Raw genomic sequence first — 18,906 nt, 5'->3', positions numbered from 1 at the left:
AGGTTCCTCTCCTACGAACACTAATAATTGAATGAGGTTGTATCATGTCCAGCCATCTGGAAAACACTACAGCATTGAAACAATGGACTGCAAGACTGGCTGTTCCCCTGTCGTTCTGTGCACTCCTTCTGGTGATCTCTTTGCCTCTTGAAGGTTTGACCGCTTATGGCCAGATTATGCTGGGCATTCTGGTTTTGGCGGTCATTCTCTGGGTAACAGAAGCTTTGGCTTACCCTATCAGTGCCCTGCTTATTGCTGCACTGGTTACCCTCCTGACAGGCATTGTCCCCAGCAGTGAAACCGGTGCAGTCCTGGGTACCAGTAAAGCACTGGGACTGGCGATGAAAGGCTTTTCATCGCCCAGCATCATTGTTATAGCCGGTGCACTGATCATGGCTGCCGCAATGCAGTCCACAGAGCTGGACAAACGTATCGCCCTGACCATTCTGTCACGCATTCGCCCCAGCCCCGGCGCTATTATTGCCGGCTGCCTTCTGGTCGGCGTGGTGTTTTCGTTTATGATTCCTTCACCCACTGGGCGTACGGCCGTTCAGGTTCCTATTCTGGCAGGGGTGATCGCGACACTGGGTCTTGACCCCAAAAGCCGTCTGGCAGCGGTATTGATTATGGGGGCCGCCCAGGTCAGCACAATATGGAACGTTGGTGTCATGACAGCCACCGGCCATAATGTGGCGGGCCTTGAGTTGATGCATGAACACACGGGCTTCACCATGACCTGGATTCAATGGTTGATCCATGCCGGTCCCTGGTCGGCCCTGATGACGGTAATCCTGTATTTTATTTTGAAAATGGAGGTCAAGGGGCACGCTTTGAAAGACGACATCGGCCAATGCCTGGACACCTCTTCCGACCCCTGGACCTCCCAACAGAAAAAGCTGGCACTTTTTACCGTTCTCCTGATCAGCCTCTGGGTGACCGAGGGCACGTTTCACCACATTACTGTTCCAGCCACCATGTTATTGATGTCCGTTTGTCTGCTGCTGCCCGGAATTGGGGTCTTTGAGAGCTGGAAAGATATTGAGAAGCGCATTCCCTGGGGCGTCATCGTCATGTTTGGCGTCAGCATCAGTCTCGGTCAGCAACTTGTGAGTACAGGCGCTGCTGCCTGGCTGGCAGAACGCTGTTTTTCATCCATGGAAATTCACACCATGTCGTTGGCCCTGCTGGTGTTCGTCATGACATTGTTTACTGTGGTCATGCATTTGGGCTTTGCTTCGGCAATGAGCCTGACCGTAGCATTACTGCCGGTATTCCTGGCTTTTGCCGACACCCTGCCAGACAGCATGATACATAACGCCATGGGGCTGGTGCTCATACAACTGTTTGCCGTGAGCTTTGGTATGATTCTGCCGGTGAACTCACCCCAGAACATGGTGGCCTATTCAACAGGCACCTTCCAGGCAAAAACATTTGCCCGGATCGGTTTGCTGCTGACTCTGGCCAGTCTGTTGACCTTTGTACTCTTCTCAATGACCTGGTGGCAGTGGACCGGACTCTTGTCTCCGACCCATTAACCAAAACAGGATAGAGTGTGAAGCCACCTATATCTTAAGTCGAAGATTTGCGGTAAGTTTCACACTCTCATACCAGCCGATTTCCAGCCTATGTCTTCACCAGCCCAAGAACCTTTCTGGCGCACCAAAAGCCTGAAAGCCATGACCCGTAATGAATGGGAGTCTCTTTGTGACGGCTGCGGGCGCTGTTGTCTGAACAAACTCATTGATGACAACACCGGCGAGATTCATGCCGTCGCGGTTTCCTGTAAATTACTGGATCCCACAACGGGTCGATGTCAAAACTACAAACATCGCCGCAAGTTTGTGCCCGACTGTATTATGCTCACCCCCGGAACCATGCAGGAACATCTCCCATGGCTGCCCGACAGCTGTGCATATCGGTTATTGCATGAGGGCTATGATCTACCTGAATGGCACCCTTTGATTACGGGTGATCCGGACTCAGTTCACAAGGCTGGTTTTTCAGTAAAAGGAAAACCTGTCGCATCCGAAGAAGACGTGCCAGACCCTTCGGATTGGTTTGATTACATTATTCGCACCGGATGACAGATAACTCCTGACTATCAGGCTTTCCCCATAAAGGCACCCATAATCTCGCGAGCCTCGTCCGACTGAAGTCGTTCAGCAAAAAGAGCGCCTTCATCGGTCAGTCTTTTCTCGACATCACTGCGGTAGGACTGTTTAAGCAGTTTTTTGGTGTATCTCAGTGCTTCTTTTGGCTTGGCGGCCAACTCTTCAGCCCTGGCCAGGGCATGTTCAAAGATATGATCAGTATCAACCGCTTCGTTGGCTATACCGTAATCCCGGGCCGTTTCTGCATCAAAAAAGTCCCCCAGCATAAGCAGTTCTGCGGCACGCTGATGACCCATCACCTGAGGCAGCAGAAGGCTGGAAGCCGCCTCCGGGACCAGGGCCAGGTTGACAAACGGTAATCTCAGCTTGGCGTTTTTAGCAATATAAACCAGGTCGCTGTGCAACAGCATCGTAACACCAACACCGACAGCGACACCGCTGACCGCTGCCACCAATGGCTTTTCCAAAGCAACCAGTTGACGAAGGAACGTCATTACAGGGGAGTCGAGACCCAGACCCTGTTTCAGAAAGTCACCCAGATCATTGCCTGCCGTAAAGGCATCGGTGTATCCCTGAATCAGAACAACACGAACAGCATCATTCTTATCTGCATCGGCCAGTGCTTTGGCCATATCGGCATACATAGCACTGGTCAGGGCATTCTTTTTTTCCGGCCTGTTCATGGTCACAATCAAGACCGAACCATTTTGCTCAAGCACTACATTATTTTCAGACAAATTCATCACCTTTGAGAGTTGTTTTCTTATTTTCCTGAGTTCACTAATTTGAACACTAACCGCAGCCAGTCTCGGTAAATTGAGACCCGTATCTCGACCCAATTATTCTTTCCCAAGCTCCGCAAGGGAATGTATACCCCCTGAAAATCCGGGCTCTAAAATCTGTGGTAAGGTATGGGTTCCCACGCTTGGGTCCAGAGAGTTAAAAGCATGGGAGCCAGAGAAACTATAGACCAACGCCTCGACCCATCCTTAATAATGGTAAGGAAAACGAGAAAAGTCCCTGGATCTCTTTTCCAGAAAAGCATCACGTCCTTCCCTGGCTTCTTCCGTGCCATAGGCCAGCCGGGTTGCTTCGCCGGCAAACAGCTGCTGGCCAACCATACCATCATCAGTCATGTTTAAGCCAAATTTCATCATGCGAACAGCTGTTGGTGATTTCTCGCCGATCATGCCTGCCCATTGCAGAGCCACTTCTTCCAGCGTTGCGTGAGGCACTACTTTATTGACCATGCCCATTTCAAAGGCCTCCTGAGCGGAGTAATCCAATCCCAGGAAAAAGATTTCGCGGGCCCGTTTTTGTCCGACCATTTTGGCCAGATAGGCTGAGCCATACCCCGAATCAAAGCTGGCTACATCCAGATCAGTCTGTTTGAAAATGGCGTGTTCTTCCGAAGCCAGTGTCAGGTCGCAGACAACATGCAGGCTGTGTCCACCTCCTGCGGCCCACCCGGGCACTACCGCCATCACCACCTTGGGCATAAACCGGATCAGTCGCTGCACTTCAAGAATGTGCAAACGCCCCAGACGGGCATGATCCTGCGCATCCTGAGGTATTCCCTCATACTTGTAGCCGTCTTTGCCACGCATACGCTGGTCGCCTCCGGAGCAGAAAGCCCAACCTCCATCTTTCGGGGATGGACCGTTGCCCGTCAGAATCACAACGCCTATATTGCTGGAGGTTCTCGCATGTTCGAGCGCCCGGAACATTTCATCCACTGTCCGGGGTCGAAAAGCATTTCGACACTCGGGCCGGTTAAAAGCAATTCTCACGGTTCCCTGATGTCTGGCTCTGTGATAAGTAATGTCTTCAAATTCAAAGCCATCCACTTCCTGCCAATGTTCCGGATTAAAAATTTCAGAAACCATAGGACCTCCCGAGACACACAGACCGTAGCGACAAAAGATTTTAGCGAACAATTGTCGTATAACAGCCAGGCAGTGCCATTAAATAATCCATAAAAAAGCCGTGATTCAGAAGCCTTGCGGATTGACTGAAGCATAGCCCTGTCTAAAAGTTATGAAAAACCTTTACCATGGGTTGGTGTCTGTCAATAAGGCAATATCCAGGAGAGTTTTTCATAAAAATCGGATATGATCTGCGAATATTTCACAATACATAAAAGCCTGACCCACTTAAGAGCCTCAGGATATAACAGAAAAAATACTCATGGAGTTATAACAATGGCCACGGTGCAAGAAATCTTTGATGAAATGCCCAACCGTTTTGATGCCATTGCCGCAGTAGGGCAAAAACTGATTTTTCAGTTTGATATTACGGACGGGGATAGCTATCACATTACCATCAATGACGGCACTTGTCGTGTGGTCAAGGGCGCCAGTAATGACCCCAGTGTCACCTTAATCACAGACACTGAATCTTTTGTCGGTATCATGACCGGTAAACTGGATGGCATGCAGGCCTTCATGGCTGGCAAGGTTCGCACTGAAGGCAATATGATGCTGGCTACCAGGCTCAACGACTTTTTTCGCAACGAATGACCTTCTCCGGAGTTAATGGCCTCTCGACCTGTTGGAAATCAGCAGGTCTCTCCCTCTCTATCGGCACTTCTGTTTGATTGGTATCATAGTACACAATTTCGCATAAGTAGCTATTTTCAATTCCCTAGCAATCGTGAGTGCAGTTTATGAGTGATCAGTCTCTGGTTTCGGACTTTAAACAGGCCATGCAGGAACTGGCAGCCTCCGTCAACGTCATTACTTCACAACATGACGGATCAAGAAACGGTCTTACGGCCACAGCCGTATGCTCTTTATCCATGGAACCGGCTTCCATGCTGGCTTGTATCCATGAAGACGTACAGACACTGGCAGAAATCAGAGCCAGCGGTTATTTCTGTATCAATGTTCTGAGCGCAGACCAGCAAAATGTATCTGATGTATTTGCCGGCAGTTCAGGTGCCAGAGGCGAGCAGCGATTCCTGGAAGCAGGAGACTGGACAACGTCTCAATACGGAGCACCCATGCTGGATGAAGCTTTGGCCAGCGTCGTCTGTGAACTGCAGGAAATCAATAAGTCCGGTACCCATCATATTTGTATTGGCCATGTTCGCGAAGTTCGCCTGAACCGGGGCTCATTGCCACTGGTTTATGCCCGGCAACAATACAGCACTCTGACCGATCTGTCTGAAGCAGAAAGAGCTGCCTGAATATGAGAATTCTCACGATAGCAACGCCATCTATCCTGATAGAAATCCACCCACAAAAACATAAAAGTCCATGAGCCGTATTCAACATACTCTCGCAGCGATTGACAAGCTGCATGAACAAGACCCTGAAACCTTCGAAGGTAAAGCCAAAGAACTGATCTATGCAGAGAATATGTCTGCATGGCTCCATAAGTTAAGCCCGGATGCTTCTGAAGAATTGCAGATTGCTGTTCGCAGCCAGCATCTCTGCCGTTGGGAAATTCCGCGCTCAGAATTCCCGATGGATCGCCCCGGATACCTTAAATGGCGAACCGAACTGGGCAAGCTGCACGCCCGAAAAGCAATAGCGGTCATGCAGGAGAATGGTTACAGTGAAGAGAGTTGCAAGCAGACCGAAAGTATCATTCGCAAACTTGGTATCAAACGCAATGCCGAAGCACAGACCCTTGAAGACTGCGCCTGTCTGGTATTTATTGAAACCGACTTTCTGAACTTTGCCGGGAAGCACCCGGAAGATAAAGTTATTCGAATTGTCCAGAAGACCTGGGCCAAAATGTCAGAACAGGCTCACCGGGAAGCCCTTGCACTGGATCTGCCTGCTGAAGCAGTGAGCCTGATTCAGAAAGCTCTGACTTAGAAAGGATTTCAATGAGCATACGTCTTGGCAAGTTTATTCGGGAAGCCTTCTTCACGCTGCTAATCGGTGTTGCAGTCATGACGGCATACAACGTCTATCTACAAAAAGATATGCCTTCAGGCAAGGCTCCAGAGCTGCGTGCAATCCCCATAAACGGAGAAGCAGTCGACCTTTACACACTGTCTGAGGAAAAGCCCGTCCTGCTTTATTTCTGGGCCAGCTGGTGCCGGGTCTGTCACTGGGTCAGCCCTGCGGTGAGTGATTTGTCAGAAGAGTATCAGGTCGTTAGCGTGGCCCTGGCCTCGGGCAACAATGAGAGAGTAGCGCGATACCTTAATGCTAAAGATTTGCACTTTTCCGTCATTAATGATCCGCAGGGCTCTGTCAGCAGAGCCTGGAATGTCAGCGTGACGCCGTCTATTTTCATCATCAGAAACGGTGAAATCAAAACCATTACAACAGGCTACACCAGCAAGGCAGGAATGCTGGCAAGGCTGTGGATAAATCAATAGCTTATCTAAGCATTTGGTAATTACCTTTGATCCAAAATCACGGTTTCAGGATAATGGCTGTTTAGAATGACTCGTTTCTCAGCCATGAAATACCTACGATACCTGACAATAGGAACCTTGCTCCTCCTGATGTCGGGTTGTACCACGCAGAACAACTTATCGTCACCAGAAGTTTCTCTGCCAGCGGCCTTTTCTCAATCCGGCAATGAAGCCAGGTACAGCCTCTGGTGGCAAAGCTTCAATGACCCCCAGCTCAATACTCTTATTGAAAAAGCACTGACCGATAATTTCAGTCTGAAAGCGGCAACGGACAGGCTTCGTCAGGCTGAAGCCGCTGCCAGACAATCTGGAGCAGCATCACTTCCCAATGTTGATGCGACCTTCGCAGGCAGCCGAACCCGTCAGTCTTCCAATAATATGGAGCAATTTCAGATCGGATTGATGGCCAGTTATGAAATTGATCTCTGGTCACGCCTGACAGCCAATGAAGCCTCTGCAGAATTCGATTTTCTCGCCAGCCGAGAAGCACTGGCCATTGCAACAATAACATTGTCGTCTGAAGTAGCCCGTCACTGGTATGAATTGGTCACCCAGCAAACTCTGATCAAACTCTATCACCAGCAGATTGAAAATCTGACCCGTCAGCTGTCAGTGATTGAACTGCGATTCCGATACGGTCAGACACAGGCAGAAGACCTGCTGCAACAGCAACAGCTTCTGGAAAATCTTAAGGCTAAAAAACTCGCTGCCGGGCATCAGAAGCAACTGACTTCCCGACAGTTGGCGCTTCTGATTGGGACAAGCACTCTGCCCTCAATCGATATTCCGGAAACCCCGGAGCTGAAACCTCTTCCTGCTACCGGCTTGCCAGCTGACCTACTGAGTCGTCGCCCGGATCTGAAACAGGCCTGGTTTAATGTCGAGCGTCAAAACCAGCAATTAATAATGGCCGAAGCCAACCGGCTACCTCAGATCAATCTCACGGCCTCAGTGTTATCCACCAGCTCAAACTTCTCTTCTCTGATGAATGATTGGGCAGCCAATCTGGCGGCCGGACTGATAGGCCCACTCTTTGACGGCGGGATGCGTAAAGCTGAAGTCGATCGTCGACAAGCTGCTTTAAGCGAATCTCTGAACACATACTCTCAAGCAGTTCTCGAAGCCTTTACGGAAGTAGAAACCACACTGACTCACGAACAGTCCGTGCACCAACACCTAGGAGCCTGACCGAGAATAGACTGCCCTACTGCGGTGGCAGCAAATTGGTCTGAAAATCCGCTTTTGTTCGTCAAATAGCTCGCTATTCACCGGGTAGAAGGAGCTACCAATTGTAGCTCCAACCCCCTCAGATCCCGGCGTGCGGATTTCCCGCACCGGGCTCTTCGATATTTGACTCACAGCACAGCCATGGATTTCATTGCCATAAAAGGCAGCATTATCCTCGGTTTCTGTAGCGGCAGAAGCTGCTTGAGGTTATGGTACTTTTCCCATGGAATCTTGCCTTTCCGGCATCGGCTACACAGCATCTTGTACCAGTAGCGGTCAACAAACCGGTAAAGCTTCTCCATACTTCGGAAGTTTCCTCCCAGACCGTAATACGCATAATGCCCTCTCAACCGTCGATTGATCGCTGTCACTTGTTCGTGCAGCGGTTCATGGCGTATTCGTCTCAGCAGTTCCTTCAGTTTGGCTATGCTGCGTCTTAGGCGGGATTTTTCCGTTCTCCTTCCCACCATGAAGTTTCCTTTCAGATTCCTTGTGCAGTAGTGCGTAAAGCCAAGGAAGTAAACCGTTTCCGGTCGTCTTCCCCCACGACTGGCAAAACGTCCGAACCTGACTAACCGGGTTTTATCCCGCTCCAGTTTCAACGCAAACTTCTCCAGTCGCTGTGGCAGCACATTCATGAACCGCTCCGCATCACTGCGATACTGAAAACACACCACAAAGTCATCAATGTACCTGATCAGCCATGCCTCGCCTTTTAGCCGAGGCTTGACCATGCACTCGAACCAGAGGTCAAGTACATAATGCAGGTACAGGTTGCTCAGAACTACGCTGATCGGCCCACCCTGAGGCGTACCTTCTTCACACTCTTGCAACTCCCCGGCCTCCATCACCCCGGCTTTCAACCAGCGCCGTATAAGGTTCAGGATTCTGGGATCACCGACCCGGTGTTCCACAAAACGAAGCAGCCATCCATGGTCAAGACTCCCAAAGAAGTTCTTCAAGTCCGCTTCCAGCACCCAGCTGACCTTTCGGCCTGAAACCACCTCGTTAAAAGTGGACAGGGCATGGTGCGCTCCCAGTCGTGGCCTGCCACCCATGGAACAGGGCAAAAAGTCCTGCTCATAAATAGCATTCAGCACATCAGCAACACTTCGCTGCAAAGCCCGGTCATTGATGCAGGGAACACCCAGAGGGCGCTTTTCCTTTTTTCCCGGCTTGGGTATCCATGCCCTTTTGACCGGCGGTGCCTTGTAGCCTTGCCGATGGATAGACGTCAGTGTCTGTTCCAACCACCGCTTAAAGTCTTTCTTTGTCTCTTCGACAGTCAGCCCATCGACTCCGGGCGATGTGTTGTGTGGAATCTTGTTCAGATTCATACACAGGCTCGCCGGGGTAATATGATGTGCCAGACTTGTAAAGCGAAGTTTCGGATAACTCCGGGCTTTCGCTGCTACCCTCTCCAGTCCCGTTGCCATGGCTGGTTTACCTTCTCACTGCGTAAAAGACCGTAACTCCCTCAGATGTGGAGCCCATGTTTCCCTGGAAAGGCTCAAATACCGCCAGCCGCTTCCCCATGTGACGGGCTCTCCCCGCCTCGGAGTACTATCAGCTGGTCTGACTTCCTGAACGTCATCAAGTCGTTCTTGCTTTACAGGCTCGTCGGACCCTACAGGCTCCGCCTGAACGTTCAGGATCTCCCTTGTTCACGTAAAATCATTCGATAACATGCCGTGGGTACGAACCCCGGAAGCAGTCGGGATGCCTTGTCATTAGCGGAGCTCCCGACTTCCGCTTTCCCCATTGAGAAAGAAGGTCAGCTACTTCAACCACGTTCAATTTCGGGGCTAATTATCCCTTAGCAGACGTTACGGCCTGTTATCACCCTGTCTACGCTTCGCAGTAGTCGTTACCTTCTACCACGCAAGACTCGGTACACGGCTGCCGACCACAGCTTTACCGCGATGACCATTTCAGGTCACAAGATTTTACGCGCTTGCAAGGCGCAATCCTCACAAAACCGAATTTTCATCCTCAATTTTCTGCCGTCCTCGCTACGGGCGCTATTCTCGGTCAGGCTCCTAGAGAGTATTGACAAACAATTGTCGTTAGCTTTGAAGGCAGAACAGTTCAAACTCACCCGATATCAGAATGGTGACAGCACTTTTCTTGAAGTGTTAACCGCACAAAACAGCAGACTGGATCTGGAACAACAGAAACTGATTAGCAAGGGCAATCTTCTGGCCGCGCGAATTCAACTTTACCGAGCTCTGGCAGGTGATCTGAACATAGAAAAGCTCGTCCGGCATGGAAGCATGGCAAGCACTGAACAAGACAAGGCTCTGCTCACACACTGATATGAAAATGAATCCCCCCATCCAACACCTGAAAAAACCTGCTGCTCCTCTATTGATCCTTGTTATCTCGGTTATTGCAGCATGGTTGCTGATGACGACCTCCCCCAAAGCCGGTCGTGCCGAACCCGGGAAAAAAGCCCAAATGGTGGAAACGGTTACCGTTGAACAACAAACCGTCAACATTCGTGTCAGGGGTCTGGGTACCGTTATCCCCAGTCAGCGGGTCACTCTTTATCCTGAGATCAGTGGCAGGGTCGACGGTATCCTTGATGGTCTGGTGCCCGGCTCCCGTGTCAGGAAAGGTGAGCTGCTTGTGGCTCTGGATCAGGATGAATATCAGATTCTTGTTCGGGAACAGGAAGCCGCTGTCGCTCAGGCATGGTCGGAATTGAAGCTGGAGCAGGGACAGCAGAATATCGCCCGGCAGGAGTACGAACTGACAGGCAATACGCTCTCTCCGGAAGAAGAAGCCCTGGTCCTTCGGCAACCTCAACTGGAAGCCGCCAAAGCAGCCTTAAGTCAGGCTCAGGCGAATCTGGATCAGGCAAAACTGAACCTTGGAAGAACACACATAACAGCTCCGTTTGATAGCCAGATCATCAGCAACACTATTCACCCCGGCAGTCAGGTTAACAACAGCACCGCTTTGATGGTGCTGATCTCTACTGACCGCTTCTGGATCGAAATGGAAGTGCCTGCCGGTCAATTGCAATGGCTGAATTTTGCCAACGAAGACCCTGCCGGTAGTGCGGTGAAAATCACCAGCCCGGATTGGGGTACGGAGTCCCGTCAGGGAACACTGATCTCCGTATCTCCGGAACTGAACGACGGTTCTCTGATGGCAAAAGTCATTATTGAGATTGAGGACCCGCTGGCTCAACGAGAAGAGAATAACGATAAACCTCCCGTCATGATTAATGACCTGCTCCGAGCAGAGATCCTGGGCAAAAAAGTGGACAATGCCTTTGTCGTGCCTGAAGCACTGATAAGAAACAGCCATCAGGTCTGGCTGTTAACCCGGGATAACAGTCTTGAGATTCGTACCCTCTCACCTGTATACCGTGATTCCGAAAAAGCGATCCTGCTTTCTGGTCTTGAAGATGGTGACCAACTGGTCAGCTCCTCGCTGATTGCCCCTGTCGATGGCCTGCCCTTGCGAAGAACTGAAAAGCCTTTTGTTGCAGGTAAGCAGCCATGAACGAAAATAAAGGCGCTATCGCGTGGATGGCCCGTGACAAAATCACTCCGAATCTCCTGATGCTCTTTCTGATTATCGGCGGCCTGTTTGTCACCTGGGGCATCAAGAAAGAAATTATGCCGGAATTCAATGTTGATCGGATCGAGGTCGCTGTCAGTTATTCGGGAGCAACACCCGAAGAGATCGATCTGGGTATTGTACTGCCTGTTGAAAATGCCATCCGGGGCATTGAAGGCATTGATGAGATCAACTCAACTTCGGTTTCAGGCTCAGCCTCAATCACCGTCAAAGTAATGGAAGGGTATGATGCCAACCAGATGCTTCAGGAAATTGATCAGGCAGTAAACCGGCTCACCACGCTGCCGGAAGAATCTGAAAAACCAAGGATATCCGTCAAGAGTCGTAAAAGAGAAGTCATGGAAATCATGATCTACGGTGATGTCGACAAGCGGATTTTGCGTACTCTGGCAGAAAACGTTCGCGACCGTTTACTGCAAGACCCCGGACTCACCCAGATTGAGCTGGATATGGAACCAGGGCATGAGATTCAGATCAGTATCGATCAAGATCAGCTTCAACGTTATGAATTGACTCTGGGAGAGGTCTCCGAAGCTATCAGTCAACAGGCATTCGATCAAACTTCCGGAGAAATTAACGCTATCGGGGGCGACATCAGTGTAAGGGTTCAGGAACGTCGTGAACAGGTTGACACTTTTCGTGATGTTCCGATCAAATCAATGACCAGTGGCAGCACCCTGAAACTGGGAGACATTGCCACACTCAGCCATGAATTCGACGATGACGGAATGGAAGCACGTTATAACGGTCAGCTGGCAGCCGGACTGACTGTTTACCGTGTAGGAGAACAAACGCCCATCGGTGTATCGGATACCGTAAGAAATATTCTGCCTGAGATAAGGGCGGAACTGCCTCCCGGAGTGAGCATCGATATCACCGATGATGACTCGGTAAACTTCAAAAACCAGATGAACCTGCTTTTGAAAAATGCATTCCTGGGGCTGCTACTGGTGCTGGTTCTTCTAAGCCTGTTTCTGGAGTACCGCCTGGCCTTCTGGGTCACCATGGGGATTCCGACATCCTTTCTTGGAGCAATGCTATTACTGCCCGGAATGGATGTTTCCATCAACATTATTTCCATGTTTGCCTTTATCATCGCCCTTGGAATTGTGGTGGATGATGCCATTATTGCCGGTGAAAACATCTATCATCGTCGTCAGGAAGGAATGAGTTTTTCCAGAGCAGCTATTCTTGGCGCCAGAGACGTCGCCGTACCACTGACGTTCAGTATCCTGACCAACATGGTAGCCTTTCTCCCGATTCTGACCCTGCCCGGAATGCTGGGTAAGCTACAGCAGGCCACTCCGCTGGTGGTCATCAGCGTATTCGCTATTTCATGGGTCGAGGCCCTTTTTATTCTCCCTGCCCATCTGGGGCAAACGAAAGACAGGCCAAAAGGTAAAGCAGGTCAATGGCTGGACAGCGTTCAACAAAGTGCCAACAAACGTCTAATGTCGTTTATAAACACAAGATACAAGCCAGCACTAAACAGCATTCTTAATCATAAATACCTGTCACTTTCCGTTGCCCTGGCTATTGTAGTGCTGGTTGGAGCATGGCAAGCCAGCGGCAGGCTGGGCTTTTATCTGATGCCCAGAACCGATGCCAGCTTTGTCAGGGTCATCGCGACCCTCCCATACGGTAGTCCAGACAGTAAAATCAGGGAAACTCTGGCAATCATTGAAGCTGGCGCTCAGAAGCTGGCCCGGGAAAATGGCGGCGATAAACTGGTTAGCGGCCTTACAACCATCATTGAGAACGAGGTGATCAGAGTTTCTCTGAACCTGACGGCTCCTGATGTACGTCCAATCAATACGGCTGAAGTTGCCAGACTCTGGAGGAAAGCCAATGGTGAAATGAACGGCCTGCTGAGTATCACTTACACAACGACGGGTCATGGACCGGGAGGTGATCCTGCCCTGACCGTTGAACTGAGCCACAGCGACACTGAAGTTCTTAGTCAGGCCAGTGAATTCCTCTCACGGCAACTGCAACAGTTTAGCGGAGTCACAGATATCTCCAGTAGTTTTGCCAGTGGTAATCCTCAGCTGGATATCCGTATCAGTCAGGAAGGCATGGCAATGGGACTCACTGCTGATGATATTTCAAAGCAATTGCGCAATGCTCTCTTTGGAGTCACTGCTATAAAACAACAGGAAGGAAGAAACGAAGTTTCGGTAAAAGTCATGTTGAACGAAGCACTGAGACAGAGTGAAGCCGACCTTCTCAACATGATGATTCGTACTGACGACGGCAACTATATTCCTCTGACTCGTGTCGCAACCGTAGACCATAGCATTGCACCATCAACTGTCATCCGCAGGGATGGTAACAGAACCGTTGATATTACCGCAGAAGTGAACCCCAGAGGCTCTACACCTCAGATCATCAGCTCTTTGCAAAAAAATGTGTTTGACGAGCTTTTGGCAAAGTATCCGGGACTGCAAATCGACCTGGGAGGAGACCAGAAACGTGCGGCAAAAAGCATGAGCGCACTGCTGAAGTCGAGCCTGCTGGCCATGCTTCTGATCTACGCTCTGCTGGCTATACCTTTTCAGAGCTTTACCCAGCCGCTGCTGGTCATGGCAGCTATTCCCTTTGGACTGGTAGGTGCTTTCCTGGGTCATATGATACTGGGTTACACCCTGAGTATGATCAGTTTTATGGGCGTTATAGCACTCTGTGGTGTTGTAGTGAACGACAGCCTTATTCTACTCACTACTTACAACAAGCACAGAAAAGATGGTAAAGATTGGCGAGAAGCGATTAATAAGGCCGCAACCCGACGATTCCGCCCCATTATCCTGACGACACTGACCACTTTTGGCGGCTTAGCTCCGATGATTTTCGAAACATCCCGTGAAGCTCAAATGCTCATCCCCATGGCGATCTCCCTGGGCTTTGGTATTCTCTTTGCCACATTTATCACTCTGGCCATCATTCCCTGTCTGATTGGCGTTGGGCATGATATCAAAAGCCGGTTTAAGTGGGAGGCAGGGCAAGCTTATTGATGTAAACCGGAACAATGCCTTAGCAGCCTGTCGGACTTAAGCGTCCGTAGCGAGGATTGCAAGAAATTGAGGATAAAAATCTCTGTTTCTGAGGAGAATAGCGAGCTGTTTGACGAAGAAACAGGGATTTTTAGACCAATTTATTGCAACCGCACGACTGCATGGATGCAGGAGCTAGAGCAACGCAGGAGCAGTTGCCGCGTAGGACAGTCTTAAGTCCGACAGGCTGCTTAGGTCTCTGAACCAAAAATCGCCATTTCTTGTGGCTTTCCTGGTCTATCCTTCCTCCCTGTAAACCAGAAGGCAAGGATAGGATGATTAAACATTCACGCTTTGCAACGCTGCTGTTGCTTTCGCTGACTGTCATCGGTCAGGCCGAGGCGTTGACAAGACGTTTTATTGTCGAGCTTCAACCTGACTCAGATTCTCCATACCAGAGCTTTTCTTTGAAGCCAGACCACCACCATACATTGTCAGGCAACCCATCCAATGTTGCTGACGCAAGCCACTTTGCAGGTTCAGACTCGCTCCCTGATGAAAAACGACACTATCCTTATGATTACGGGATAAAAACAACCATCATTGAGTCAATTTCGTGGCAATGGCTTTACGCCACGAAGCTGCTGATTGCTTATGAAATGATCCTGCACACCCAGGACAGTCCTCTATACTCCAACCCTTATTCATGGCCACCTATAGAAGCGTTTATCACTGTCGGCCTGCTTCTGAAAAGCTATTGGAACCCCGATTCACCCTTGTTTAACCCGATGGGACAACAAGAGGCAGCATTGATGTTGACACAGGAGGAGTATCCATTTGTGATCAACACCATGGCCTCTGACTCAGGAGCTGACCAACAACATGACCAAAAACATGGCCAGCCAGCAGCATCATCCGACCAACAAGCTTCAGGGACAACCACCCGGCTTAGAGGCACTATTACCAGTCACCCGCCTTCTGACTCTGGCGACGGTAATGGAGACCCTGAACACCAGCAGCACACTTTCGGTTTAAATTGTTTGGCAGATAGCTGTAATGGCGTTTGTAAATTCCGACAATCAGGAGCAAGACCGAAACAATGGTCAAGGCTCAATGAAGATTCCGATCGACAGAGCGTCCCTTCCAGAAAAGTCAGGCTCTCCTCTTCGCTTACCCGGTTGCCACCCACCTCCCTCCCGGCAACGACAGCACAGGCGCTGCCGGTTTACCAAAACAGAGACAACACCGGGCAACAAACCTGTCACAGAATAGTGGTCGGGCCCAATGGCCGTCTGATGCTGTGCGGGACAATCTGCCAAAATGCTCAAATTCTGATGGATCACAAAAGAAGATTTCACCAAAATACCTGTTACGAAACAATGATCGGGCCGGACGGCCAGCTGCGGCCATGCGGAGCGGTCTTCCAAGATGCCAGAACCATGATGTATCACAAAGCAAGATGTCACTCCGGGCAAAGATTCTGTGACATAACAGTGGTCAGGCAGGATGGTCAGCAGAGGCCATGCGCAAAGCTCTTCCCCAATAGCCAGAGTCTGTCGGTTCACAAAAGCAGATGCCACCGACATACCTGCGAAGTAATAGTGGCCTGGCCCGATAATCAACGGAGGCCATGCGGGCGTCACTTTAGAAGCGCCCAAGACCTGATGACCCACAAAAGAATCCATCAAAGACTCGGGCCTGTAGCCTTAAAAAGGCTAAGAGCCATAAAGCAAGCTTTTTTTATCTTCAGGCAAAAATGACTAAAAAATACTTTCATAAAACAGAGCAATCATGATCTTTGGGAAGCTGTGTCTCAAACAAATTTTGGTATTTCTCACGCAAATGATTATTGCGTTTTGAAAAATGATCCATAACAGTATTGCCTTGGTTGTCTTTGATGTGCATTAGCTTAAAAAATGTTTCAAGACCAAGTTTTTGAATTAAAAGATCACCGATTTTTTTATTGATATATTTACAGGAAAAGAAATTGTGCAGCGGTGTGCAGCCGTTATTGTCTTTAAGCTCAAATAACTCAACCAGCAGGAGAGCATCTGCATTTGGTTGACATAGCCGATTCATAATATGCTCTTGTAATGTTTGTGAATCAATACTATCAAATAGTAATGTTGAATTGTCGGCTGCCAAGAATAGTAAATGTAAAGGAGTTGAGCCATCGTTTTTCATACGGCCTTGCAAAAACAGGCTTAATCCATAGTTTTCATCCAGCCAATTGACGGTATTAATGATATCATTCAGTTCTGTATCTTCAGAATCAATAAGCCTGGGCTCAAACAGAATATGCAATACATTTCCACCGGTCGCAGGATTTATTTGTTCAAGAAAGGCTTTGCCCGAATCACCCAGGGAATAAACTATGTTTTTCAGGATTTCTTTATAGATAAACAGATGTAAAACTTTATAATGACCATCCTGTAAAGAGAAGAAGAACTCCTTTACTTTCTCCTCACTCATCATGCTTACTATTCCCTGGAATATCTGCATATTCAAACAGGCTAGCATTTCCCGCTGTTCACTGCTATCAGGATAGAACTTGAATTCCTTAGGACATTTCCATTTGCGGTAAGCTATGACGTATCGACTCAGGGCTGTGGTTATTGGGCATTGTTCACCTTGCTGTGGACTTGTAGCCCATTTGGAAAAAGTATCTTTATTGACTGCATTCTTCTGCAATGTAATCACGTGAAGAAGGTTTTCCGGCAAGGATTTTTTATTGTAGAAAGTTTGTTCAAGTATATAGATTACAGATTCTGTTAATTGGGATGGAGTTTTCTGACTGAAAAAACGTTCAATATCCGCCTCTGTTTTCCTGGAGATACTCATTAAAAAATATTTGGGATCGTTCGATAGATCTTGTTTTAATTTTGTATCACTTATTTGGCTGAAATAATATTCTGCATCAACAAAACGTTTGGCAGCTAAGGCATGATAGTACAATTCAGCAGCAAATGAATTTTGCAAGGCCTCGTTACTGGTGTTCATGATCCTGTATTTGAAGTAATCCCACTGCTCCCTGACATCAAGCATATGCTGCAACAGGGTTGCCTGATGTCTGGTTTTGTAAAGCAGCAGTTTAATTCTTAATTCTGGATCCGCAATCTGCTTCCAGAGAAATTCAGCCAATTTCATTTTACTTCTGTTCATGGCCTCTACAATCGGAGTTTGCTCTTGCTGCCGTGTGATGTTCTGATGATCAGTACCGTCGATTGTCTGATCCCAAATACGTCGATCACCAGCAATGATCAGAATCCGGTGGTAAGCGATCATATCCTGCAGCATGTACTCTATACCTTTTTCAATTTCTCTATGAGAATCATTAGAGTTGAGAAGCCACTGTTTAAAGAAGGAATGGCCTTCCAATGTGCAGATCGACAGCACCTTAAACCTCAGTGATTGATCGTGGATAGTCATGCAGAGAGAGGCAACTTTATCAAGCTTGTTAAGCTCAAGGCACTTTTGTATCAGTGAATGGCCCGTTTCCGATTGCACGGTACAAAGCCTGGCTTTTTGAACATCATCCAATTCTTCAGTCAGTATCAATACCAATTCATCAGAATGGAGTCGTGTGCCTGTGCAGGCCCATAGTAAAGCAGACTCATTGGATTTTCCGGTAAATTGGATAGCGTCAAAGCGTTCCTGCGGGTTCAGCTTACATAACAGTTGTTGAATACGGTGAAAGTATTTTTCAGTCCTTAGCTGGAGGGCTCCACCGGGCCTTGCTCTGTCATTGCACATGAACTGTAGTATGCTTTGATCAAGGTCGGGACTCCCCTTCAGGAGTTTTACAATCAATTCCCTGTTTTCATCAAAGACGGTGTCAAACAGATGGGTACTTTTATTATAGAGACAGGCAAATGCAAGGGGAGAAGCAAGGTCATTTATGGGTTGGGTGAGCATCTCCAAAAGGGTTTGTCTATCTATTTTCTCTTCCAGCTTCTTGAGTAATGGTTTATCCATAACACAGCATATCAGATGTAAAAACGTTTTGTTGTCATCGTATGGTTCTAACAGTGCATGCTGTAGTTCTTCCGAAGACAGTCGGTCAAATAAAACCTGGAAAAAAATATGGCCTGCCTTTTCGGTAACGACGGCCAATTCAATAAGTGAATTCGTAGGTTCAGATCTTACCCAGTTTTGAGAGGGTCGGGTAACAGTGAATAGACTTTGAATCTGAGCATCACTGAGAGCATTTACCTGGGCTTCGATCTCCTGATCTTTTTCTTGCTCCAGGGATTGATAAATACGCTCGAATTCAGCGCCCCATGGAATCATTTTGCAGGGTTTATCGGCATCTGAGTTGATAAAGGGTTCAAGTGTAGTGACCGATCGAGCATTAATGTTACTTTCAGGGGGGAATGCTGCAACCAGGGTTAAAGATGGCAGCTTGGAGGAGTGCGGATCATCTGGGTCCAAAACATCCAGTTGCCTTTTAAAGCTTTTAGATAAACTGCTCCCTTTGGGTTCAGTGTCTGAATTAACGGGTAGTGGGCTTGGGTTCGGGCGAATATTCATTAAAAATTTACCTCCTGATTGTTACACATACTTTAATCTGGAGATCGTAAACTTAAGTCTCCCTCAGTATCGCTGTGCAGCA

The 18,906-nt window shown here is 48.7% G+C and carries 15 protein-coding genes; 11 read left to right on the top strand and 4 right to left on the bottom strand.

Annotated elements, in window-relative coordinates:
* Positions 1-44: 44 nt before the first annotated feature.
* Entirely contained in the window at positions 45-1,535 is a 1,491-nt protein-coding gene (locus ACOJUO_RS13550; RefSeq protein ID WP_422132543.1) for an SLC13 family permease, read from the top strand.
* Between the two features lie 90 nt (positions 1,536-1,625).
* Positions 1,626-2,084, top strand: coding sequence for a YcgN family cysteine cluster protein (locus ACOJUO_RS13545; protein WP_422137227.1), 459 nt, complete (start codon positions 1,626-1,628; stop codon positions 2,082-2,084).
* Positions 2,085-2,101: 17 nt separating this feature from the next.
* On the opposite strand, the gene ACOJUO_RS13540 is transcribed toward ACOJUO_RS13545, so the two are convergent.
* Positions 2,102-2,848, bottom strand: a complete 747-nt coding sequence (locus tag ACOJUO_RS13540) for an enoyl-CoA hydratase-related protein (RefSeq protein WP_422137226.1) — start codon at positions 2,846-2,848, stop codon at positions 2,102-2,104.
* Between the two features lie 252 nt (positions 2,849-3,100).
* Complete coding sequence (locus ACOJUO_RS13535; RefSeq protein WP_422137225.1) at positions 3,101-3,997, bottom strand: 1,4-dihydroxy-2-naphthoyl-CoA synthase; 897 nt, start codon at positions 3,995-3,997, stop codon at positions 3,101-3,103.
* Between the two features lie 225 nt (positions 3,998-4,222).
* On the opposite strand from ACOJUO_RS13535, the gene ACOJUO_RS13530 reads away from it, so the two are divergent.
* From ACOJUO_RS13530 to ACOJUO_RS13510, 5 genes are all read left to right on the top strand, one after another.
* Positions 4,223-4,630, top strand: a complete 408-nt coding sequence (locus ACOJUO_RS13530; RefSeq protein ID WP_422137224.1) for an SCP2 sterol-binding domain-containing protein — start codon at positions 4,223-4,225, stop codon at positions 4,628-4,630.
* A 146-nt stretch (positions 4,631-4,776) separates the two neighbouring features.
* Positions 4,777-5,298, top strand: coding sequence for a flavin reductase family protein (locus ACOJUO_RS13525; protein WP_422137223.1), 522 nt, complete (start codon positions 4,777-4,779; stop codon positions 5,296-5,298).
* Positions 5,299-5,368: 70 nt separating this feature from the next.
* Positions 5,369-5,935: a DUF4202 domain-containing protein gene (locus ACOJUO_RS13520; RefSeq protein WP_422137222.1), complete on the top strand. Its 567-nt coding sequence runs from the start codon at positions 5,369-5,371 to the stop codon at positions 5,933-5,935.
* Between the two features lie 11 nt (positions 5,936-5,946).
* A complete protein-coding gene (locus ACOJUO_RS13515) occupies positions 5,947-6,447 on the top strand; it encodes a protein disulfide oxidoreductase (RefSeq protein WP_422132536.1) in 501 nt (166 codons plus the stop codon).
* A gap of 66 nt (positions 6,448-6,513) precedes the next feature.
* Positions 6,514-7,674, top strand: coding sequence for an efflux transporter outer membrane subunit (locus ACOJUO_RS13510; RefSeq protein ID WP_422137221.1), 1,161 nt, complete (start codon positions 6,514-6,516; stop codon positions 7,672-7,674).
* A gap of 167 nt (positions 7,675-7,841) precedes the next feature.
* Here the strand turns inward: ACOJUO_RS13510 and ltrA are convergent, their stop codons facing one another.
* Positions 7,842-9,149: a group II intron reverse transcriptase/maturase gene (ltrA, locus tag ACOJUO_RS13505; protein ID WP_422132384.1), complete on the bottom strand. Its 1,308-nt coding sequence runs from the start codon at positions 9,147-9,149 to the stop codon at positions 7,842-7,844.
* A 486-nt stretch (positions 9,150-9,635) separates the two neighbouring features.
* Between ltrA and ACOJUO_RS13500 the strand changes: the two genes are divergently transcribed.
* From ACOJUO_RS13500 to ACOJUO_RS13485, 4 genes are all read left to right on the top strand, one after another.
* The gene (locus tag ACOJUO_RS13500; RefSeq protein ID WP_422137220.1) at positions 9,636-10,028 is read left to right on the top strand and encodes a TolC family protein; all 393 of its coding nucleotides are present in this window, start codon (positions 9,636-9,638) and stop codon (positions 10,026-10,028) included.
* A gap of 7 nt (positions 10,029-10,035) precedes the next feature.
* The gene (locus tag ACOJUO_RS13495; protein ID WP_422137219.1) at positions 10,036-11,226 is read left to right on the top strand and encodes an efflux RND transporter periplasmic adaptor subunit; all 1,191 of its coding nucleotides are present in this window, start codon (positions 10,036-10,038) and stop codon (positions 11,224-11,226) included.
* The gene (locus ACOJUO_RS13490; protein WP_422137218.1) at positions 11,223-14,315 is read left to right on the top strand and encodes an efflux RND transporter permease subunit; all 3,093 of its coding nucleotides are present in this window, start codon (positions 11,223-11,225) and stop codon (positions 14,313-14,315) included. The genes ACOJUO_RS13495 and ACOJUO_RS13490 overlap by 4 nt, the downstream gene beginning before the upstream one ends.
* Positions 14,316-14,629: 314 nt before the next feature.
* Positions 14,630-16,054: a hypothetical protein gene (locus tag ACOJUO_RS13485; RefSeq protein WP_422137217.1), complete on the top strand. Its 1,425-nt coding sequence runs from the start codon at positions 14,630-14,632 to the stop codon at positions 16,052-16,054.
* 13 nt (positions 16,055-16,067) lie between these two features.
* Here ACOJUO_RS13485 and ACOJUO_RS13480 read toward each other — a convergent pair whose 3' ends face one another.
* Positions 16,068-18,824 (bottom strand): hypothetical protein, encoded by a 2,757-nt coding sequence (locus tag ACOJUO_RS13480; RefSeq protein WP_422137216.1) that lies wholly within the window; start codon positions 18,822-18,824, stop codon positions 16,068-16,070.
* Between the last annotated feature and the right edge of the window lie 82 nt (positions 18,825-18,906).

This window comes from Endozoicomonas sp. ALC020 (assembly GCF_049275935.1).
GTDB lineage: Bacteria > Pseudomonadota > Gammaproteobacteria > Pseudomonadales > Endozoicomonadaceae > Endozoicomonas_A.
This window is presented reverse-complemented; position numbering and strand designations above follow the sequence as displayed.